Source organism: Hymenobacter sp. CRA2 (assembly GCF_002007105.1).
Classification (GTDB): domain Bacteria; phylum Bacteroidota; class Bacteroidia; order Cytophagales; family Hymenobacteraceae; genus Solirubrum.
The window spans coordinates 278,270-298,233 of record NZ_MVBC01000007.1 but is presented as its reverse complement, the minus strand read 5'-3'; the positions used below and the strand labels follow the sequence as shown (position 1 = coordinate 298,233).

The 19,964-nt window shown below is 63.4% G+C and carries 16 protein-coding genes; 9 read left to right on the top strand and 7 right to left on the bottom strand.

All coding sequences use genetic code 11. The features are described from left to right. Nucleotides 1-414 precede the first annotated feature (414 nt). Nucleotides 415-1,470, top strand: a complete 1,056-nt coding sequence (locus B0919_RS13425) for an alpha/beta fold hydrolase (protein ID WP_078012774.1) — start codon at nt 415-417, stop codon at nt 1,468-1,470. A 137-nt stretch (nt 1,471-1,607) separates the two neighbouring features. Then, nucleotides 1,608-1,979 (top strand): hypothetical protein, encoded by a 372-nt coding sequence (locus tag B0919_RS13420; protein WP_078012773.1) that lies wholly within the window; start codon nt 1,608-1,610, stop codon nt 1,977-1,979. A gap of 72 nt (nt 1,980-2,051) precedes the next feature. Here B0919_RS13420 and thiL read toward each other — a convergent pair whose 3' ends face one another. Next, nucleotides 2,052-3,089 (bottom strand): thiamine-phosphate kinase, encoded by a 1,038-nt coding sequence (thiL, locus tag B0919_RS13415; protein ID WP_078012772.1) that lies wholly within the window; start codon nt 3,087-3,089, stop codon nt 2,052-2,054. A gap of 57 nt (nt 3,090-3,146) precedes the next feature. Further along, nucleotides 3,147-3,791, bottom strand: coding sequence for a hypothetical protein (locus tag B0919_RS13410; protein ID WP_139362107.1), 645 nt, complete (start codon nt 3,789-3,791; stop codon nt 3,147-3,149). 121 nt (nt 3,792-3,912) lie between these two features. Here B0919_RS13410 and B0919_RS13405 point away from each other — a divergent pair, with 121 nt between their 5' ends. The 3 genes from B0919_RS13405 to B0919_RS13395 all read left to right on the top strand — a co-directional run bounded on the left by B0919_RS13405 (nt 3,913) and on the right by B0919_RS13395 (nt 5,945). Continuing rightward, nucleotides 3,913-4,500: a TetR/AcrR family transcriptional regulator gene (locus B0919_RS13405; RefSeq protein WP_078012770.1), complete on the top strand. Its 588-nt coding sequence runs from the start codon at nt 3,913-3,915 to the stop codon at nt 4,498-4,500. Between the two features lie 344 nt (nt 4,501-4,844). Beyond that, entirely contained in the window at nt 4,845-5,441 is a 597-nt protein-coding gene (locus B0919_RS13400; RefSeq protein ID WP_078012769.1) for a hypothetical protein, read from the top strand. Nucleotides 5,442-5,597: 156 nt separating this feature from the next. After that, nucleotides 5,598-5,945, top strand: coding sequence for a hypothetical protein (locus tag B0919_RS13395; RefSeq protein ID WP_078012768.1), 348 nt, complete (start codon nt 5,598-5,600; stop codon nt 5,943-5,945). Nucleotides 5,946-6,037: 92 nt separating this feature from the next. Here the strand turns inward: B0919_RS13395 and B0919_RS13390 are convergent, their stop codons facing one another. Together B0919_RS13390 and B0919_RS13385 are read right to left on the bottom strand one after the other, a co-directional pair. Next, on the bottom strand, nt 6,038-7,780 hold the full coding sequence (locus B0919_RS13390; RefSeq protein ID WP_078012767.1) for a M3 family oligoendopeptidase: 1,743 nt from the start codon (nt 7,778-7,780) through the stop codon (nt 6,038-6,040). A gap of 80 nt (nt 7,781-7,860) precedes the next feature. Next, a complete protein-coding gene (locus tag B0919_RS13385) occupies nt 7,861-9,030 on the bottom strand; it encodes a ferredoxin--NADP reductase (RefSeq protein WP_078012792.1) in 1,170 nt (389 codons plus the stop codon). 279 nt (nt 9,031-9,309) lie between these two features. Here B0919_RS13385 and B0919_RS13380 point away from each other — a divergent pair, with 279 nt between their 5' ends. Continuing rightward, a complete protein-coding gene (locus tag B0919_RS13380; RefSeq protein WP_078012766.1) occupies nt 9,310-10,008 on the top strand; it encodes a peptidoglycan DD-metalloendopeptidase family protein in 699 nt (232 codons plus the stop codon). On the opposite strand, the gene B0919_RS13375 is transcribed toward B0919_RS13380, so the two are convergent. Together B0919_RS13375 and B0919_RS13370 are read right to left on the bottom strand one after the other, a co-directional pair. After that, on the bottom strand, nt 10,005-10,367 hold the full coding sequence (locus B0919_RS13375) for a hypothetical protein (protein ID WP_078012765.1): 363 nt from the start codon (nt 10,365-10,367) through the stop codon (nt 10,005-10,007). The genes B0919_RS13380 and B0919_RS13375 overlap by 4 nt on opposite strands. 9 nt (nt 10,368-10,376) lie before the next feature. Further along, on the bottom strand, nt 10,377-11,591 hold the full coding sequence (locus B0919_RS13370) for an ABC transporter permease (RefSeq protein WP_078012764.1): 1,215 nt from the start codon (nt 11,589-11,591) through the stop codon (nt 10,377-10,379). A gap of 63 nt (nt 11,592-11,654) precedes the next feature. On the opposite strand from B0919_RS13370, the gene B0919_RS13365 reads away from it, so the two are divergent. The 3 genes from B0919_RS13365 to B0919_RS13355 all read left to right on the top strand — a co-directional run bounded on the left by B0919_RS13365 (nt 11,655) and on the right by B0919_RS13355 (nt 14,630). Next, nucleotides 11,655-12,899, top strand: a complete 1,245-nt coding sequence (locus B0919_RS13365) for an exo-beta-N-acetylmuramidase NamZ domain-containing protein (protein WP_078012763.1) — start codon at nt 11,655-11,657, stop codon at nt 12,897-12,899. Nucleotides 12,900-13,107: 208 nt separating this feature from the next. Next, nucleotides 13,108-14,073 (top strand): methionyl-tRNA formyltransferase, encoded by a 966-nt coding sequence (fmt, locus tag B0919_RS13360; protein ID WP_078012791.1) that lies wholly within the window; start codon nt 13,108-13,110, stop codon nt 14,071-14,073. Nucleotides 14,074-14,144: 71 nt separating this feature from the next. Next, nucleotides 14,145-14,630 carry a dihydrofolate reductase gene (locus B0919_RS13355; protein ID WP_078012762.1) on the top strand — a complete coding sequence of 162 codons (486 nt, stop codon included), beginning with the start codon at nt 14,145-14,147 and terminating at the stop codon, nt 14,628-14,630. 79 nt (nt 14,631-14,709) lie between these two features. Here B0919_RS13355 and B0919_RS13350 read toward each other — a convergent pair whose 3' ends face one another. Then, nucleotides 14,710-19,914, bottom strand: a complete 5,205-nt coding sequence (locus B0919_RS13350; RefSeq protein WP_078012761.1) for a C25 family cysteine peptidase — start codon at nt 19,912-19,914, stop codon at nt 14,710-14,712. Nucleotides 19,915-19,964 lie beyond the last annotated feature (50 nt).

The window sequence follows — 19,964 nt, the reverse complement described above, 5'->3', positions numbered from 1 at the left end:
CAGGCCCGTACCCGTGAAGCACTGGAGGCGGCTATCCAAACCGCGGTTGAGTGGATTTCCAGCAAGGATGCCAAAGCCTGGTTCAACCATTGTGGTTATCATGTACATCGTTCATGAATCCGCTATATCAAGTCTATCCCCCTGTCTGCTGAAGGCCCCAAACACATGCTCATGCATAAGTAAGCGGAGCAGAACAGTTCACCTCATATGGAACACGCAACGCCCTGAACTGAGCGGCACACATCCAGCTATAGATTGCGTTATTCTGAAAAGCCCGGACTCCTCACAAGAGGCGCCCGGGCTTTTTTGCTTTCCAGCTCCGATAAGCCCGACCCCAACCACCCCGCCCAGCCAGCGTACACCTGCCTACGCTTTGATGCCGCGCGAAGCCCTACCTCAACCGTCTTTACTCCGATGGCCAAGCGCACCGCTTCCTCTCGCCGCACCACCCACGTCCTGCTAGCCGGCGCCGCTGCTGCCGCCGCGCTGCTGCTGCCCCGCCGCGGCCCTTGGCGGCTGGTCGCTGGCGCGGCCGCCGCGGCTGAGCTGCTCCGTGCCTGGCGCCAACCGCCCGCCCCCATCATCGCTGCGCACCCCGCTGCCCTGCCCGAAACCATCCGCACGGCCCGCATCAACGGCATAAACATGCGCTGGGAAGAACACGGCATGCCGGAGGCTCATGATGCCGTAGTTTTTCTGCACGGCCTGCCCACCGGCCCGCGGCTGTGGCGCTACGTGATGGCGCAGGTGATGCGCCCGGGCGTGCGCTGCCTAGCCTGGGAAATGGTGGGGTACGCCGGCTCCATGCGCGAAGGCCTGGAGCGTAACATTTCCGTGGCCCGGCAGGCCGAATACCTGCGTTTCTGGCTGGAGCACCTAGGCATTGAGCGCGCCATCTTTGTCGGGCACGACCTTGGCGGCGGCGTGGCCCAGCGCGTGGCCGTGCTCTACCCGGAAGTGTGTGCCGGCCTGGTGCTCGTCGACTGCGTGGCCTACGACAACTGGCCGGTGGCGCCCGTGGCAGCCGCGCGCAAGGTGAGCGGCGTCATCGAGAAAACGCCCGCGGAGCTGGTAGCCAAGGCCGTGAAGCGCGGCATCAAAGCCCTGGGCGACAAAGACGACCCGGTACGCCGCACCTCGGCCCGCCTGCACGCGGCGCCCTACGCCCGCCCCGAAGGCCCCGCCGCCCTGGCGCACCAGCTGCGCAGCGTCAACAACCTCGACACACTTAACATCGCCTCGCAGCTACCCGACGTGCGCGTGCCGGCCCGCGTCGTATGGGGCGAGGACGACCTGCTCAGCCTGGACTCGGGCGAACAGCTCGCCGCTGACCTGCGTGCCCGCCTCCTCTGCGTGGCGCACGGCCGGCACTACACGCCCGAGGACCACCCCGGCACGGTGGCGCGGGCGGTCAATCAGGTTCTGACGGAAGCGCACTACGCCACGGCCGTAGCCCGTCCTTTCCGCTAAGGCTGGTTGACTCTCCCGCCCCAGCTTATCTTTGCCCCGTTCGCAACCAGCGCGCTGCCTTGGCAGTTTCAGCCCCCGCTGAAGCGCCGTACGACCAGCAGCGCTGCGGCTGTTTACTTACCCCTGACTGCACCCGAATGGATTACGCCAACGACCCCGAGCTGAGCGGCAAATACCTCGGCACCATCACCAAAGACTTCGCCATCGTAGCGGATACGCTCAAGGAAGCCTCCTATCAGATCCGCCGCAACGATATTAAGTACCCCATTTTCATTTTCTCCCGGGTGCCGGTGCCCTTCGGCTCCCTGCTGCTCTCCCCCGACGAGGTAGCCACCGAATGGTACGTGCTGGCATCCTACCTCGACATTTTCGTGCAGCAGGGCCTCGTGGCCGCCGAGCACATCGAGGATTTCCAACGCGCCTACAAGGACGCCGACGAGTTCTGCTGCCTGTTCGTGGTGGATGGCGAGTTTACCAAGTTCGTCTTTGTGCCCTACCCGGAGGACTAGCCCTGAAACCGGTTACAACAAAAACGCCCGCAGCTGGAGCTGCGGGCGTTTTTGTTGGCAGAGTATATGGCCTTATCGCCCGAAGTGCGACCAGCCCTGCGCCCGCAGCGGCACCGCGTTGCCGCCCTTCGTAGCCAGGATAGCTCCTTCCGAAGCTTCCGTGATTTTGCCGATGATAGTGACGTCGGGGTGGTTTTTGAGCTTGTCGAAGTCGGTGAGCGGCACGGTGAAGAGCAGCTCATAGTCTTCGCCGCCGTTGAGGATGCACATCACCGGGTCGAGGCGGAACTCGTCGGCTACGTCGTACACCTGCTGGTCGGCGGGCAGGCGGTCGGAGAAGACGGTGGCGCCCACACCCGAGGCGGCGCACAGGTGCATAATTTCCGAGGCCAGCCCGTCGGACACGTCAATCATGCTGGTGGGCTTCACGTCCAGGTCGCGGAGCATGTGCACCACGTCCATGCGGGCTTCGGGGCGCAGTTGCCGCTGCACCACGTACTCGTAGGCCTCCAGGCTGGGTTGCGTTTCGGGGTCGGCCAGGTAGGCCTGCTTTTCGCGTTCCAGAATCTGCAGGCCTAGGTAGGCCGCGCCCAGGTCGCCAGTGACGCAAATAAGGTCGTTGACCTGCGCGCCGGAGCGGCGGGCCGCCTGCCCGCGGGCCGCCGTGCCCAGCGCCGTGACGGAAATAACCAGCCCGCCACGGGAAGCGGTGGTGTCGCCGCCCACTACATCCACGCGGTAAGCTTCCGAAGCCAGCCGCACGCCGTCGTAAAACTCCTGTACGGCCTCCACCGAAAAGCGGCTCGGCAGGGCCAGGCTCACCGTAATCTGCGTGGGCAAGGCGTTCATGGCGGCAATGTCGGAGACGTTGACGGCCACAGCCTTGTAGCCCAAGTGGCGCAACGGGCAGAACGTGAGGTCGAAGTGCACACCTTCCACCAGCAGGTCGGTGCTGACGACTACCTCATGCTCGGCGGGCGGGGCCAGGATAGCTGCGTCGTCGCCGATGCCGAGCACGGTGCTGGGCTGGTGCAGGGTGATGGTATCCTGAATGAGGCGAATCAGGCCGATTTCGCCGACTTGATTAAGCGGAGTTACTTGTTCAGACATAGCAGTAAGCACTACGGTGCGGAAGCGCAAAGGTAGCGCCTAAGCAGCCCGGATTTGCTACTGGCCCAGGTCCGCCTCGATGCCGTTGGGGTACACTCCCTCGATTTTGAGCGTTCCGGCTTCGTCCACCAGCTCCATGCGCAGCTCGCCGGCAGTGGGCAAGTGCACTAGCACCTGCCCCGTCACTGGCTTGTCGGCCGCCAGGGCTTCCAGCTTCGCGCCCCGCAGAGCCGCCGACAGCACCTCGGCTGGGCGCGGCGTGTAGAGTATCCACCCGTAATCGTACCCTACGGGCGTGCCGTACGCCTGCCGGGTGCTCCTGAAGGCCTCGTTGGTGCGCCGAAACTGCTGGCGCTGATCCTCCACGAACTGCTTGCTGAACACGCCCGACTGCCGCAGGCGCTCCAGGTACTGCTCGGCCTGAATGAAGTTTACCACGTAGTGCGCCGTGTCGCCGCGCCCTTGCTTGCTGACGGCGGCCGACCATGTTTTGTCTAGCTCCGGCAGGTGCTGCTGGTACCACTGCAAAAAATGCGTGACGGCCGCCTTGTGCCGCGCAGCTTCGGCGGGGGCTAGGGCGGGTGCGCTTACTACGGCGGGTTCAGGTGTTTGCGCAGCTTCAGGAGCTTCGGTCGCTTCGCCGGCGCAACTGCCCACAACGAGCCCCAAGCTCAGCCACCACAAACGTTTGCACGAAATCATAACGAAATGAAAAAGATAATGGTATTATCACTCTGCAAGTTGCCACAATTGCTATTGAAACCACAACAATGGCTTGCTAACGAACGTTAGGAACCATATATTTGCTTGCAGTTAGTCCCGCATGGAAGCCACCTCCCCCATTCTCTCGCGCAAAGCCCAAATCGACCAGACTGCCACGGCGCTGTTTCGGCGGCGCGGCTACGCTGCTACCAGCATGCGTGAGCTGGCCGCGGCTCTGGGCATCGAGGCCGGTAGCATTTACTCCCACATCAAGTCGAAGGAGGAACTGCTGCACCGCATTTGCTTCCGCGTGGCCGACGAGTTTATGGCGGGTCTGCGCAGCGCCACGGCCGACGACACCGAGCCGGCCGCTATCCACCTGCGCCGCGCCATCGATAGCCACGTGCGGGTGCTGATCCACGATACCGACGCCTCGGCCGTGTTTTTGCACGAATGGCGTCACCTCAGCGAGCCGGCTTTGTCGGAGTTTGTGCAATTGCAGCGCAACTACGAAGCAGCCTTCCGCGACATGATTGCCCGCGGCGTGGCCGACGGCGCCTTGCGCACGCCCGATCCGGCCTTTGCCACGCTCACGCTGTTTGCCAGCGTAACGTGGCTCCCCAACTGGTACCGCCCCGACGGCAAGCTCGGCCCCGATCAGATTGCCGAGCGCCTGACCAATCAGCTCTTCGACGGCCTGGCCACCTGAGCTGCCTTTCCCCAACCTGAGCGCAGCGGGGTGTCCGGATGAGCATTCCCCCCTGCTTTTCCCCGTAGTCCGGGCACTCTGCTGCTGCTCTCGTTACCCTTCCCGACTTTCCCCGCCGTGCTGCCTGCGCCAGTAATACGCAGGCTTCCGGCTAGTTATATACCGCTTATTTTTCAGTAGTTTACGCTTCAACGCTGCGTTTGCTGCTCTCGTTAAGAGTACATTGTGTGCGCCCGACAGGCGACGCGCCATTACGCACTAATGCGCCGGCTAGGCTTAAATTCTGCGGAATATTTCGCCCGGGCCGGGAATATCCAGCCGCCCCGCTGCGTTTCACCCTCGATATGCGTAGACTGCTGATTTACCTCCCGCTGCTGATGCTGTTGGCAGCGGCTTCTTGCCGTAAAACGGCTGACAACCCGGCCGCCCTGGACCCGACCTCGCCCGCCGCTGCCCGGGAGCAGCTGACGGTGCTCCGCGACACGGTGAACGTACGGTGGAAGCGTATGATTGACAGCGACAACCAGAAGCTAGTGGCCACAACGGCCGTATTGCAGACGCTCAGCCAGCTGCCCGGCACCGATAGGGCTCAGGCCGACCAGCTCCGCAAGGACAACGACGCCCTTCTCGGCCTGCGCTACGACCAGAACACCATGGCCGAATCGGCCCGCATCGACGCCTACGACGAGGCCCAGACGAAAATCCTGAACGCGGTGTACAACCTGGCCCAGCCCCAGTACGAGCGTAACGAGGAGGTACAGGCCCTCACCGAAACCATCAAGGAGGCTGACAGCCAGGTCATCGGCTACCGGGTGCGCTACGACCAAGCCGCCAAGAGCTACAACCAGTACATCCAGATGCACGAGCAGACGCTCAAGAAAGCAGGCCGTAAGTACACGCAGCTACAGCCGTTGCCGCTGTTTGAGCTAAAAACGGAGTAAGACCGGCTTGCATTCGGCCTCTTCACCGCGCCCGCGGCCTTTCGGCTACGGGCGCGGTTGTTTTTTACGGTGGCCCCGCTTTTACACGCCCCATCCATGCAACCCGGCGCCCAATGATGTGCATCCTGTAGCTGAATGCCACAAGCTCTCTTCTCTATGCGTCGGCTGCACCTCCTGTTACCCGCGGTAGCTCTGATGCTGACCGCCTTCAGCTGCCAGAATGCCGATAGCCCCGCGCCGGATTGCCAGACACCGTCAACCATCCGCGACCTGACGGGCCTCGACGGCTGCGGCTATGTGCTGGTGCTCGACAACGGTCAGCGCCTGGAACCGCACGGCGACGTGTGGCAGGCCTACGCCAAGCACGACGGCGAGCGGGTCACCATCAACTACGAGGAGGAGCCCAGCCCGAGCATCTGCATGGTCGGTGCCGGTGTCAAGCTCAACTGCATTCAGCAGCAGCTCGGGCGCTGCGGCACGGTAGCGCCCCCAAAGAGTAACTAACTCGCGCCCCGACTGCTAGCCGCTGCGCTTGCTGCAAACACCGACGCCCGACCTTACGGCCGGGCGTCGGTGTTTGCAGCAAGCGCAGCGGCTTACAGCTGAGCCATTTCCTCGCGCACGAAATCGGCGAGGCTGCGCAGGTAGTCGGTGCTGAAATCGAAGCGGATACCGGCCGCCTCGTAAATCTCACCAATGGTAGCCGTGTAACCCAGGGCCAGGGCGCGCTTGTAGGCCTCGAGGCCCGCCTGCGGGTCGTGGCGGAAGTTGCGCCACACGGCAATGGCTCCGAGCTGCGCCATGGCGTACTCGATGTAGTAAAAGGGCACTTCGTAGAGGTGCAGCTGCTTCTGCCATAGCCAAGGCTTGTAGGCCTCCAGCCCCTTCCAGCTCACGGTACGCTGGTTGAACTCGTCAAAAATATGCGTCCAGTGCTGCTGACGCTCGACCGGCGTGTGCTGTGGATGCTCGTACACCCAGTGCTGGAACTTGTCGATGGTGGCCACCCAGGGGAAGGTTTCCAGCACCGATTCCAGGTGCGTCTTCTTGGCCCGGCGCAGCTCGTCTTCGTCGGCGAAGAATACGTCCCAGTAGTCCATGGAAATCAGCTCCATCGACATGGAGGCCAGTTCGGCCACCTCGCTTGGCGGGTGCTTGTCGGCGCCCATCGGCAGGCGGCGCGTCAGGAAAGAGTGCACAGCGTGGCCGCCCTCGTGCAACATCGTGATGACGTCGCGCAGCGAGGACGTGGCATTCATGAAAATGAACGGCACGCCGGTCTCGTCGAGCGGGTAGTTGTAGCCGCCCGGCGCCTTGCCCTTGCGCGACTCCAAGTCGAGGTGGCCCATGTCGCGCATGGTGGTGAGGCAGTTCCCCAGGAAGGAGTCGAGGCGCTGGAAGACGGTGATGGTCTTGTCCAGCAGCTCCTGCCCGGTGCCAAAGGGCCGCAGCGGCGCCTTGCCGGAAGTATCCACGTCCAGGTCCCAGGGGCGCAGCTCGCTCAAGCCCAGCTCCTGCCGACGCTGCTGGTCCAGCTCGTCAATCAGGGGTACTACCGTATCGTGAATGGCCTGGTGGAAGGCAAAGCAGTCCTCGGGGGTGTAGTCGAAACGGCCCAGGGCGGCGAACATGTAGTCGCGGAAGTTGGGGAAGTCCGCGTTCAGGGCCATTTGGTGGCGCAGGCCAATGAGCTCGGTGAAGAGCTTGTCCAGCTTCTGCGCGTCCTGCACGCGGCGGTCCTGAATGGCCTGCCAGGCTTCTTCGCGCTTGCGGCGGTCGGTGTCCTTGAGGCGGTCGGCGGCGCGCTGCAGGGTCATTTCCTCCCCGTCCAAGGTCACCGTCATGGCGCCCACGATGGCGGCGTACTCCTGCTGCTTGGTGCTGATGTCGGTTTTGAGCGGGATGTTCTCGGCGCGGTAGATTTCCAGCGCCCGGCGCACGGAGCGCAGGAAAATGCGGTAGCGCTCCGGGCTCAGCTCGCCCGCGTAGGGCGACTGCACCAGCTTTTCGTTCAGGGCGTGGTCGTAGGGCGCTACCAGCGGCTCGATTTCGCTCACGAAATACTGAAAGGCTTCGGCGCGACCCTGATCCTGCGTGTCGCAGGTCATGCGGATGTAGCGCCAGGCGAGGTCTTCGCTGAGCACGGCTTCCAGCTCGGAGCGGTCGAGCAGCCACTGCTCCAGCTCCGGGGCCGAGTTAATGGTCCGGTCGCGCAGCTCAATAAAGTACGGCTCCAACACAGCCCAATCCGTCACCGTAAAGGCTTCGGGCAGGTAGTGTCGGGGCGGCCGAGTAGCGGCAGTTACGTCGGCGGTGAGTTCCAGGGAAGAATGAATCATGGGGCAGGCTAAGCAGAGCAGGGGTAACCTGAGTCCTACGCAAACGCGGCAGCAATGGCGAACGGCTGCCGCAGAAATTCCTAATCAATTTCGATGACCACGTCGTTGGTGAGCGGGTGGCCCACGCACACCAGCACGAAGCCCTGCTGGATTTCGCGGTCCGACAGGCCTTCGCGCTCATCCAGGTGCACCTTACCGGAGTGGCACTTGCCGCGGCAGGCCGTGCACAGACCGGCCTGGCAGCTGTAGGGCAGGTCGATGTCGAGGTCGAGAGCCGCTTCCAGAATGGTCTGGTTCGGGGCTACTTCGATTTCGTAATCGGTGCCCTCATACTGGATGATGACCTTGCGCGTGGTAATCTCGTCGGAGTCGTCGGCCGACACGGTGCCGTGGCCCTGGGGCTGCGCGGCCGCAGCTTCGGCCGAATCAGCGGAGGCCACGAAACTCTCGCGGCGGATGCGAACGGCGGGTACGCCCAGTAGCTCCAGGGCGGCTTTGGCCTCGTTCATCATGCCCTCGGGGCCACACATAAAGTACTCGGCCTCAGGCGCCGGCACCTGGTGACGCTGCTCCAGCACGCGCAGCAGCATGGTGCGGTTCAGGCGGCCGGTGTGCTGGTGCGCGGGCTCGGCCGGTGCCGAGGAACCGCCGCCGAACAGGCGCGAAAACATGCCGCCGCTGCTCTTGGGCGCTTGCGCAGGCTGGCTGAAGATGTGCTCGACCTGCAGGCGGCCGGCATATTGCTTTTCCAGCGCCTCCAGCTGCTGCCGGAAGATAACCGTCTGATCGTTGCGGTTGCCGTACACCAGCAGCACGCGGCTCTGTGGCTCCTGCTGCAGCACGGTTTTCAGCATCGACATCAGCGGGGTGATGCCCGAGCCGGCGCCGATAAGCACCACCGAGCGCGCAGCCTGCGGATTGGTTTCGATGGTGAAGTTGCCCATCGGCGCCATGGCCTCGATGGTTTGGCCCACCTTCACGGTATCGAGCAGGTGGTTGCTGACGAGGCCGCCGGGCACGCGCTTCACCGTTACGGACAGGCGCGGCGCTTCGCTGGGGGTGCTGCTGAGCGAGTACGAGCGGCGCTCCGGGCGCTTGCCCGAGCCGCAGGGCACAATCAGCGTCAGGAACTGCCCGGGCTGACTGGCGACGGGTTGCCGGTCGGGGCGCTCCAAGTGGATGGTAATGGCGTCGGCGGTTTCGCGGGTGATGTCGACGACCTTCAGGGTCAGGTAAGGGCTTGTACTCATGCGGTTCTCGGCCGGCCGCAGCCGACGCACGAAAACATAGGTTCGAGGTGGAAAAATCAGGGCCGCCGCCAACCCGGCGGTGGGCCTGCAAAATACGGTAAAACCAAGCGAAAGGGTACCTCCTGCCGTTGGGTTGTTGCGGGCCGCTCATTGCCTAAACCAACTAAGGCTCGCTCGGTTTTGCCCATCTTGCAGCGGGTTTTGCTCACGCTGCCAGCGTGCGGCCGCCTTCTTACCCACCGCGGCCGCTGCCCCTCCCTATTCGCCTACCCTTACCGTATGTCCTCTCTTCTCTCCGAACTACTGCAGCGCCACGCGGCTGATTTCGGCCCGGTGCTCCCCGTCGACCTGAATGCAGCCGACGTTACCCGCCTCGACTTTACCGCCGCCAATCCGCGCCTGCAGCACGCCGACCTGCGCGATACGGTCGCCTTCGACCAGTTGGTAAATCAACTATTGGCCGACCAACAGGCCCGCATCGGCGTGGGCGGCTACCTCGAAAACCGCGTCATCTACCGCCGCAGCCCCGGTTTGTTTGGCAATGCAGCCCTGCCGGCCCGCTCCATGCACCTGGGCGTCGACGTGTGGCTACCGGCCGGCACGCCGGTGCTGGCGCCGCTGGCGGCCACCATCCACAGCCTCGCCGACAACGACAACTTCGGCGACTACGGCCCTACCGTCATTCTGCAGCACGAACTGGAAGGCACCACCTTCTACTCGCTCTACGGCCATTTGAGCCGCGCTGGTTTCGGGGCTTTGCAGGCTGGCCAGACGCTGCAAAAAGGCGAGGCCTTTACCACCGTCGGGCCGTGGCCCGAAAACGGCGACTGGCCGGCGCACCTGCACTTCCAGCTCATGGCCGATATGCAGGGCCGCCGCGGCGACTTTCCCGGCGTGGCGCTGCCCGACGAGCGGGAATACTGGTCCGCATTGTGCCCGAACCCCAACCTGGTATTACAGAGCCGCTGGCTGGACTAGACGGACTGCAGCTCGCTGCTGCCGGACGGCGGGAAGGCGGGGGCCAGACGGTGACGCAGATCCTGCATCACTTCGAAGGTCACATCCTTTCCGCCGCTCAGGTTGCTGAACAGCACCATGGGCGTGTAAATGAAACCCCACGGAATGCCCCACCAGCCGAGCACGAAAGAAAGCAGGGTCAGCCCCAGCCCGGGCATAACGGCGCTTTCGCCGGCGCGGATGAAGTAGATGTCGGAAGGCCGCTTGAAGGTCATCACCAGGACCGACACGCAGTACTGATAGAAAACAAACTTACCGCCACGCTCAATCTCCTCCTCGATTTGGGCCAGGGTCAGGCCGTCCGCATTTTTCAGCTGCATTGCTCGGATTTAGTCAAACTTGATAGCCACCACGGGCTTAATCCGAGCAATTAAGTAAGTGGGGATGAGGACTGCAAGCTGCGAGGTAACAAACACGGCCCCGTTGATGAGCAGGATAACCGTCGGGTCCCAGAAAATGGGCACGCGGTCCATGTAGTAGTTTTCGGGGTCGAGCGGGATGGGGTGGAAAAAGTACTGAATGGAGCAGAAGCCCAGCCCCACCAGGTTGCCCCAAAGCATGCCCTTCAGCGTCAGGTTCAGGCCGCGAAAAAAGAACATGCGCCGGATCTGGTTGTCCGTCGCGCCCAGGGCCTTGAGCACCCCGATCATGTTGGTACGCTCCAGGATCATGATGAAAATCGTGGCGACCATGTTGAAGGTAGCCACGAAGATGATCAGGATGAGGAAGATGATGACGTTGCGGTTGAGCAGCTGCAGCCAGTCGAAAAGCTGAGCGTACTGGTCGGTAATCTTGTCCAGCTTCAGGTCGTAGGGCAGCGAGTTCAGGATGTTGTCGTACACCGGATCGAGCTGACGGAAGTCCTTGAGCACCACCTCGTAGCCGCCCACCAGGGAGTCGGGCCAGGCGTTGAGGCCGCGGATCTGGCGGATGTCGCCGATGACGTACACCTCGTCGAACTCATCGAGGCCGGTCTGGTAAATGCCGGCCACCGTGAATTTGCGCACCCGCGGCGGGTTCTGGATGAAGTAGAAAATGGCATCGTCGCCCACCTTCAGGCGCAGCTTGTCGGCCATTTTACGCGAGAGCATTACCTGCTCGGAAGCGCTGGAATCGGGGAAGGTCAGAAACTTGCCTGCTACTAGGTTGGCGCGCATCGGCGAGGGCCCGTTGACTTCGTCGATGCCCTTGAGCACCACGCCCATCACCTCATCGGTGGTTTTGATGATGGCCGTTTTGCGGGCAAAGGGCTGCATGGAGCGCACCTGCGGGTAGCGGTGCAGCTCCCGGGTCAGGGTGTAGCCGTTGATGGGCTCGACTTCCAGCGAGTTGTTGTTGTCGTACTTGCTGACGGTGAGGTGGGCGCCGAAGGAGAAAATCTTGGCCTGAATTTCGTTACGAAACCCTTCCAGAATAGCAAACGACACGACCATCACCGCCAGCCCGAGGGCAATGCTGATGATGGCAATTTTGGTCACCGACGAGGTGAACGACCCCGAATCGGAGCCTTCAATCTTCTGGGATATGTACCGCGAAACGTTCACTGGGCGTAAAGCTACGCGAAGCCGGCTAGTTTTGTGAATTCTCCCACCGTCCTGATGTCAACGATGATTTCTCTTGGTTTGCCCATCTGGGCCACCTTGTTATTAATGCAAGGTTCGGCCTGTACGCCAACGCAGCCGGCAACGTTGCCCACGGCGCCGAGCCCGGCCATAAATAATTCTGCGCCAAGCACTTCGGTTCCCGCGTCCGCCGCGGCCCTGCAGGTTGGCGCCGCCCGCTTTGATCAGTACCTGCCCCTGCTTAAGGGCAAGCGCGTGGGCGTGGTGGTGAACCAAACGTCCACCATCGGGCGGGCCCTGCTACCGGATACGCTGCTGGCCAAGGGCGTCAACATCACGGCCATTTTCGGCCCCGAGCACGGCTTCCGCGGCGAAGCGGCCGATGGGGCCACCATCAAGGACGGCAAGGATGAACGCACGGGCAAGCCGGTGCGCAGCCTGTACGGCGCCACCAAGAAGCCCACCGCCGAGATGCTGCAGGATGTGGACGTGCTCCTCTTCGACATTCAGGACGTGGGCACGCGCTTCTACACCTACATCAGCACCATGCACTACGTGATGGAGGCCGCCGCCGAGCAGGGTAAGCCCGTCATCGTGCTCGACCGGCCCAACCCCAACGGCTGGTACGTGGATGGGCCCGTGATGGAGCCGGCGCACAAGTCCTTCGTGGGCATGCACCCCATTCCGGTGGTGCACGGCCTGACGGTGGGCGAGCTGGCCAAGATGATCAACGGCGAAAAGTGGCTGGCTGGCGGCAAGCAGTGCCAGCTGACGGTGGTGCCGGTGCAGGGCTACACCCACAGCACCCGCTACGTGCTGCCGGTGCGCCCCTCCCCCAACCTGCCCAACCCGCACGCCGTGTCGCTCTACGCCACCATGTGCCTGTTTGAGGGCACCGACGTGAGCGTGGGCCGCGGCACCGACACGCCCTTCGAGGTTATAGGTGCCCCCACGCAGCCGAGTACCCGGCCGTACTCGTTTACGCCCCGGCCCAACCCCGGCTCTACCTCGCCGCCGCAAAACGGCAAGCTCTGCTACGGCGAAGACCTGCGCCAAACCGGCAACGACATGGGCTTTACGCTCAAGTACCTCATCGACTACTACCAGCAGAGCACGGCCAAGGACAAGTTCTTCGGCAAGTACTTCGAGCAGCTCACCGGCACCCGCTCGGTGCGCGACATGATTGTGGCGGGTAAGTCGGAAAAGGAAATCCGCACCGCCTGGGAGCCGAAGCTGGGCCAGTACAAGCAGTTGCGCAAGAAGTACCTGCTGTACCCGGATTTCAAGTAGGACCGAACGCAATGCTTTTAGCCCGCAGAGGGCGCCAGGGTCTATAAGGAAGGTGCAATGTCCTCTGTAAGCCTTGGCGCCCTCTGCGGGCTATATCAATTCAGCACTTTTGCGGCCCAGCCGGGGCAACCGGCGGCAGCTGCTTCATCCGTTTGGCCATTCGTTGCCATTCGTGGCCTATTTTTACCCGCTCTTTCTGACTCCGTACATGGCCGAAACCACTCCTCTCCGCATCGTTTTTATGGGCACGCCCGAGTTTGCCGTGCCCACGCTCGAAGCCCTGACTACCTGGGCCGGCTGCCAGGTAGTAGCCGTGGTGACGGCGCCCGACAAGCCGGCCGGCCGTGGGCAGAAGCTGGCCGAGTCGGCGGTGAAGGCGGCGGCGGTGCAGCACGGGCTGCCGGTGCTGCAGCCCACCAACCTCAAGGCGCTGGAGTTTCAGCAGGAGCTGCGCAGCTACGCGGCCGATTTGCAGGTGATTGTGGCGTTTCGCATGCTTCCGGAAGCCGTGTGGAGCATGCCGCGCCTGGGCTCCATCAACATCCACGCCTCGCTGCTGCCGCAGTACCGGGGGGCGGCGCCTATCAACTGGGCCATCATCCACGGCGAGACGGTGACGGGCGTGACGTCCTTTTTCCTGCAGCACGAAATCGACACCGGCAACCTGATTTTCCAGGACGAAGTGAGCATCGAGCCCGCGGACGACTTCGGCGCGGTGTACGAAAAGCTTAAGCACGCCGGCGCCGCCCTGGCCCTGCGCACGGTGCAGGCCATTGCCACCGGCACGGCGCCCAGCATTCCGCAACCCGACCGCGGCGACCTGCGCCCCGCGCATAAGCTGCAGAAGGAAACCGGCCGAATCGATTTTCAGCAGTCCGCCACGGCGCTAGTCAACCTCATCCGCGGTCTTTCGCCCTGGCCCACGGCCTTTACCCATCTGCCCGACGGGCGCGGCCTGAAAGTGTTTCGGGCGCAAGCCCAGCCCGGCACCGCTGCTACCGAGGCCGCAGTAGGCCAGTGGCTCACCGACGGCCGCAGCTACCTGCGTGTGCAAACCGCCGACGGCCAGCTGGATTTACTCGATATCCAGCTCGAAGGCAAAAAGCGCATGCCCGTAGCCGACTTCTTGCGCGGCTTCAATGCAGAGCTGCTAAGCCCGAAGAACGAGCAATAAGGGACAGGCCGTTCGAACGGCCCAAACTTGGCTCTTCGTCTATTCCCTACGCCTCATTCTTGACTGATCATATGATTGCTCTCGTAGTAGCCCGCGCCGATAACGGCGTCATCGGCCGCGACAACCAGCTCCCGTGGCACTTGCCCGCCGACTTGCGCCACTTCAAGCAGCTGACCACCGGCCATCCCGTGGTGATGGGCCGCCGCACTTACGAAAGCATCGGCCGGCCCCTGCCAAACCGCCGCAACATCGTAGTGACGCGTCAGCAGGAATGGCAGGCCGAAGGGGTAGAAACCGCACATTCCGTGCTCGGCGCGCTGGAGCTGGCCCGCCAAACCGACGAGGATGTATTCGTCATCGGTGGCGCCGAAATCTACCGCGAGGCGCTGCCCGCGGCCGACACGGTGTTCCTGACCGAAGTGCATCACGCCCCCGACGGCGACACTGCCCTGCCCGAATTTACGGCCTCCGTGTGGCGCGAAGAAAGCCGCGAGCGGCACGAACCTGACGACAGGCACGCTTACGCGTTCAGCTTCGTGACGCTGCGCCGCCGCTAGGTAGCGACGGATTATTTCCTAATACCAAAAAGGGCCACCCCGCACGGGGTAGCCCTTTTTTGATAGGATCAGGTAAGCCCTAGCGCAGCAGTACCAATTTGCCCCAGCCCTTCTTGAAGGCTTGGTCGGCAGCGGTGCGGCGGTGCTTGTACTCGCTTTCCGGGTCGTCGAGCACCACGCGGTAGAGGTAGGTGCCGTTGGCCAGCTGGTCGCCGTACTGATCGGTACCGTCCCAGGCGTAGTCGGTTATGTTGTTGCCTACGCGCACGTTGCCCAGCTCAGCCTGCATGATTTCTTTCACCACCTTCCCCGATAGGGTCAGGATCTGAATTTTCATGTTGCGCGGCGGCGAGGCGCCGGTAAGCGTGAATACGAAGCGGGCCTTGCTGGTCACCGGGTTCGGGTACGGGAAGACGTTGGTGATGCTGGCCTGATTGATTACCTCGAACGTCACGGCAAAGCGCTGCGCCGCTACCGGGTTGTCGGCCATGTCCTTGGCCTGAGCTTCGAGCTTGTATACCCCGTCAGGCAAGGTGCCCGGCGTGTAGTACACGCGGAAGCGGCCTGCCACCGTATCGCTCACGAAGCGAATCAGCGACTGGTTCGTCATGTCGATCTGCTGCGCCACCGCCGAGCCGGGGCGCGTCAGGTACACCTGCACCCGCGTCGGGTCCTTGATGGGCCGGCGTTTGTCTTCGTACTTCACGTCCACCAGGATTTCCGGGCTGGCCGACACGATGTCGCCGTTCAGGATGTGCTGCCCGTCGAAGGCCACGTCGAGCACTGGTGGCACGGTCACGCTGGGAGCCGTAAAGCTCAGGTTCAGGGTGTTGTTGTAGGTAATCAACTCGGGCAGCTGCCGCGAGTTGGCGTCGACGCGCACGGTTACGTCGCCGGAGTAGCGGCGCACATCTACGCGGGCGAAGTTGAAGAAGGCCGTGGAGTCGGCCCCGGGCAGACGAGCCGCACTCGAGCGAACCGAGAACGTGTCGCGCACGCCGCCGTTGCGGTTTTCACTCACGGTAATCAGCGCGCGGGTGCGGCCGGTGAAGTCGTTGCTCGATACGTTTTCGAAGTACACCGGGATGTTCAGGTAGCCCGCGCTGGCCGCAGCCGCGCTCAGAGTAGCTGAGGAATACGCTCCGGCCGGAATGCTGGGGTGGTCGCGCCGCACCACGCCTTCCGGCATCCCGCGGTAGGTAATCAGCCACTGCTTCAGCTGCGGCGGCGTGCGGTTGGTGGTGTCGCGCAGCTCGGCTTCGAGCTGCAGGTACGGGTACTGCTGGGCGCTGATGCCGCTGAGCGAGAAGTTGCGGCTGGTCACGTTGGCATTCAGCACCGTGCGGGTGTTGCTCTGGTCGTAGCCCACCAGGCGCAGCGTGTAGCTGTCGGTGGCTTCGGGCAGCTTCACGGTGTGGTAGAGCGTCTGCCACTGCAGGGCTGGGCCCACGCGCGTGCTTACCACGGTGCCAGCCCCCTCGCGGGTGCGCACGGCGCCGTTGAGCGAAACCACCTGCTGGCTGCGCGGGGTGGCGCTGCCGGGGTCGAAGGTGGCTTCCTGCCGGTCGTTGGGGAAGCCCTTGTGCAGCAGCATCACCAGCGGGTCGCCATCCTGGGCCGAGTTGATGAGCTGGGAGCCAAGGTTGGCCAGCTCCTGCTTCACCTGTGGGTTCAGCGTGCTGAAGTTCACGCGGTTCATCGACACCAGTGCGACGTACGCCCCGGCGGGAATGTTGCGCAGCAAGGCCAGCAGCTGGGCCTGCCGCTGCGGCGTGTTCACGTCGTCCAGCGTCGAGGCCGTGGTACGGCCGTCGCCGCTGGCGAAGTGGAAGTAGGTAGTGGAGCCGACTTCGCCGCACAGCTGGTAAGGCCCGCCCGGCAGGTTGTTGTACTGGCGCAGCGTGCGCCCGTCGAACACGGCCGCCATGATGTTGGGCTGGTACACCACCGGGCTGTTGTCGATGCCGCAGTTGTTGACGCGCACGGAGTTGCCGTCGGGTCGGATGCCGTAGGAAAACTGGAACGTCGCCGCGGAGCCGTCGCCGCCCCCGGCGGTTTGCAATTCAACCCTGCGGGTGCGCTCGGCAAAATCCCAGCGGCCCGAGGGCACTGCCTGCACCAGATTCCGCTTGTCGTTGGCGGCCATCTGCCCGTAGTGGCTTTGTGACCACCCGCCCGGGCTGTTGCTGATCAGGCGGAACGAGCTGGTCGTCCAGGTCTGATCCAGCCCGGTGCTGGCGGCGAAGCGCACGCGCCAGTAGTACACCACCGAGTCGCGGCCAGCGGCCGGGGCCGGCAGGCCGGGGCGCCATTCCACCACATCCAGCGCCTGCACCGTAGTGCGCCGCAGCGGGCTGCTGAAGGTCGGAATGGTATCCAACTCCAGCTCGTAAGCCACGGGCTGGCTCTGCACCAGATTGCTCTGGGCTACCAGGCGCACGTTGGTTTTGCCCACGATGGCAAATTCCGTCGGATTCAGGATGGTTACCCCACCGTTCAGGAAGTTGAAGTCCGTAGTGCCAGTATTGTTGCCCTCGTTCAGCTCGTCGATGACGTTGGGGTCGTCTAGCTTCACGGTGAAGACGTTCCGCCCGAATACGTTCACGCCGTTCGGGTTGGTCAGCGTCAGCGTGACGGTGGTATCTCGGCGGAAGAACGGGATGGTAAAGGGCTGCGTCGTGGCCGGGTTCGAGCCGATCTGGCGCGCCACCGTTATCTGCAGCGGCGTGCGAATCACCTTGCCTGGGTTGCTGATCTGCAGGCGCAGGCCAAAAGTGGGCGAGTTAGCCAGTACCGGCCCGCTGCCCAGCGACACCACGCTCACACTGGTGGTACCAGCCGTAAACTGGTAGTCCGGCTTTGCGGGCGCGTACAACGTCAGTGCCGGGTCGCCCTGCCAGATGGTGTTCATGATCGTGGACAGGAAGAACCGGTAGGCATACGTAGCACTCGGCGACGGCAGCAAGGGCATCATCCGGCGGTTTACCTCCGCTTGGACGGCTGCCACGGGCTTGCCGTACCACTGCGGGTCACTAAATAGCGCCTCGTACAATCGTTGGCCTTGCAGGGAGTCGTCGTTATCGAGCGTGAAGTCGGAGTTGGACAGGAAACCTACCGAGCCTTTGTTGGCTACCAGCGTCCAGTCTTCCCCAATGGACGACTCCGAGGTAAAGGCGTTGCCGGCGGCACAGCCCAGGGCCACCCACACTGGATACTTGCCACGGTTGGCGTAGCCGTTGCTGGGGTCCAAAATGTTGGTCGGCATCAGGTTCAGGTACTGCGGCGAGGCGTGGCCGAAGTAAGTGATGAGCGAGAGGCCGCGGTTGACCTGCGGGGCAATATTGATAACCACAGGGTTGCCGCCGGTCGTCGTGTTGTAGATGTTCTCGACATTGGCCCCAAAGAACGGACCTTCGGCTACCTTCTGGAAGTTGCGCAGATAGCTCTGAAACAGCGCAAACTCACCCGGCTCCTGCCCGCCAGCTAAGTGCAGGATGTTTTTAGCCCAGGGCTTGATGCCCGGCGTTTCGTGCTCCTGCAGCTTGCTGAGGTAGTCCACCACCTGTTGCGGCGTGCGGGCAGCAATGCGGCCGGTCGGGATGCGCGGCACGAAATCGTCGCGCTGCCAGTCGGCGGTGAAGAAGAGGTCGGAGGCACCGCGGGTGCTGGCGGGCACCAGATCCGGCGGCAGGGTCGCGCGCTGGGCCGCGTTGGATTGTCGGTAGAAACCGCCGGACGTACCCTCGGTGATGAGCACCCCGCGCCCGAGCAGCAGCAGGTACCGGTCGGTGCGCGGGGCCGTGAGCATGTAGTTAACGAAGTGCTTCACGGCCAGCGGCGACCGTTCGCCGTAGTGAAACTGGTCGTAGAGCAGGTCCGAGGTTACCACCAGGGTATCGTGGCGGCCACCGGCGGTGCTGGCGCGGTAGTTGGCGTAGGCCCGCACGGGGTTGGCCACGCTGCCGACCGGCTGCATCAGGGCCTTGCTGCTCACGATGAGGAAGGCCGACTGCGCCGGGGTAAGCACGCGGAAAGTGGTGCGCTGCGCCGGGGCCGGCTGCAGCGTCTGAGCGCCATCGGCCAGCAGCAGGCGGCGGGTACGGCCCGCGGCCGAGGGAAAGGCGTAGCCGCGGCGGCCGTTGTTCAGGGCCAGCCCCTGCACGCGTTGCACGTTGGTGGGGTCCGTCACGTCGTAGCCCAGCAGGGTAGCCGGCGCGTTGTTCAGCTCGTAGTAGGCGGGCGTCGCCAGCGTCGAGTCGTTCAGGAATGCAAACGAGGTGCGCGTGCCGCCCAGCCACTGCGGCAGCTGGGGGGCACGCACGCGGATGTAGCCCACGCTGAACCGGTCGCGGGGGTTGGCCGCGGCGTTATCGACGGCAAAGGTCACTTTAACGACGCCATTGTTGCCGATATCCGAGCGCTGCAGCGGAAAGACAAAGCGGTTCGTGGTGTAATTGGCGTAGCGCGCCGTGCCCACCAATCGGCTGGTGGTGCTGCCGTCGGGCGTCACGCTGATGTTGGTCACGTGATTGGCCGCGTACTCGCCCACCAGCCGCACTTCCAGCTGCGGCGTAGCGCCCACAGCGGTTATCCAGTCCACGCCGTCCACCGAAAAGGTGGCTTGTTCGTTGGGGTCCGGTTGGCTGAAGTTGCGGCGGCCGATAAAGCCCGACAGAAATCCTTCGCCCGTATCGGCCCACGGCACATTCGTCAGAATGCCGTCGTGGTTCTGCCCGTACATGTAGTCGTAGATGAACACGTTGCCGAATCCGACTACGTTCCCCGCCTCGTTGATCCAGTTGGGATGCGCAGTAGCGGCGCTGGTAGCCGGCTCGGCCATGTCGCGGCCGTTGGCCGTGGCCGACCACGTCAGGAAGTACGCGGCCGTGTCGGTGAAGAGGCTGTAGAGCTGGTGCGGCTGGTCGCCCGGCGCCTTGTACATGTCGCGGTCGAGCTTGCCGTCGTTGCGCTGCCCGTAAAACTCCACGTAGGTTGTGGCGTCCAGCTGCGCGCGGTTGCCGCCGATGTAGCGGGCCACCTGCTGGCCCCGGCGCCACAGTTGCAGACGCTGCGGGCTCACGCCGGTGATGCCGGCGCGCGTGAGGTAGTTGTAGTCGAGGCGGTAGATACCGTCCTGCGTGACTTTGATTTTGTAGTAGGTCTGCGAGGGCACAATCCACTCGTTGCCGTAGGGCCCCGATTGTGCCTGTGCGGCCACCTGGACCAGCACCAGCCACAGCACCCAACTCCACCGGCTCAGCACGCGGGTGTATTTATTACTCATAGAAATTGATTTTCGTCTTGTACGCACTGCAGCAGCTCGGCAGGCAGCGG

Bases quoted from the DNA above. Each gene is read 5' to 3' on its own strand.
- B0919_RS13395 (WP_078012768.1), top strand. From the start codon at position 5,598: ATGCGTCGGCTGCACCTCCTGTTACCCGCGGTAGCTCTGATGCTGACC.
- B0919_RS13390 (WP_078012767.1), bottom strand. From the start codon at position 7,780: ATGATTCATTCTTCCCTGGAACTCACCGCCGACGTAACTGCCGCTACT.
- B0919_RS13375 (WP_078012765.1), bottom strand. From the start codon at position 10,367: ATGCAGCTGAAAAATGCGGACGGCCTGACCCTGGCCCAAATCGAGGAG.
- B0919_RS13405 (WP_078012770.1), top strand. From the start codon at position 3,913: ATGGAAGCCACCTCCCCCATTCTCTCGCGCAAAGCCCAAATCGACCAG.
- fmt (WP_078012791.1), top strand. From the start codon at position 13,108: ATGGCCGAAACCACTCCTCTCCGCATCGTTTTTATGGGCACGCCCGAG.
- B0919_RS13420 (WP_078012773.1), top strand. From the start codon at position 1,608: ATGGATTACGCCAACGACCCCGAGCTGAGCGGCAAATACCTCGGCACC.
- B0919_RS13350 (WP_078012761.1), bottom strand. From the start codon at position 19,914: ATGAGTAATAAATACACCCGCGTGCTGAGCCGGTGGAGTTGGGTGCTG.
- B0919_RS13380 (WP_078012766.1), top strand. From the start codon at position 9,310: ATGTCCTCTCTTCTCTCCGAACTACTGCAGCGCCACGCGGCTGATTTC.
- B0919_RS13365 (WP_078012763.1), top strand. From the start codon at position 11,655: ATGATTTCTCTTGGTTTGCCCATCTGGGCCACCTTGTTATTAATGCAA.
- B0919_RS13385 (WP_078012792.1), bottom strand. From the start codon at position 9,030: ATGAGTACAAGCCCTTACCTGACCCTGAAGGTCGTCGACATCACCCGC.
- thiL (WP_078012772.1), bottom strand. From the start codon at position 3,089: ATGTCTGAACAAGTAACTCCGCTTAATCAAGTCGGCGAAATCGGCCTG.
- B0919_RS13400 (WP_078012769.1), top strand. From the start codon at position 4,845: ATGCGTAGACTGCTGATTTACCTCCCGCTGCTGATGCTGTTGGCAGCG.
- B0919_RS13355 (WP_078012762.1), top strand. From the start codon at position 14,145: ATGATTGCTCTCGTAGTAGCCCGCGCCGATAACGGCGTCATCGGCCGC.
- B0919_RS13425 (WP_078012774.1), top strand. From the start codon at position 415: ATGGCCAAGCGCACCGCTTCCTCTCGCCGCACCACCCACGTCCTGCTA.
- B0919_RS13410 (WP_139362107.1), bottom strand. From the start codon at position 3,791: ATGATTTCGTGCAAACGTTTGTGGTGGCTGAGCTTGGGGCTCGTTGTG.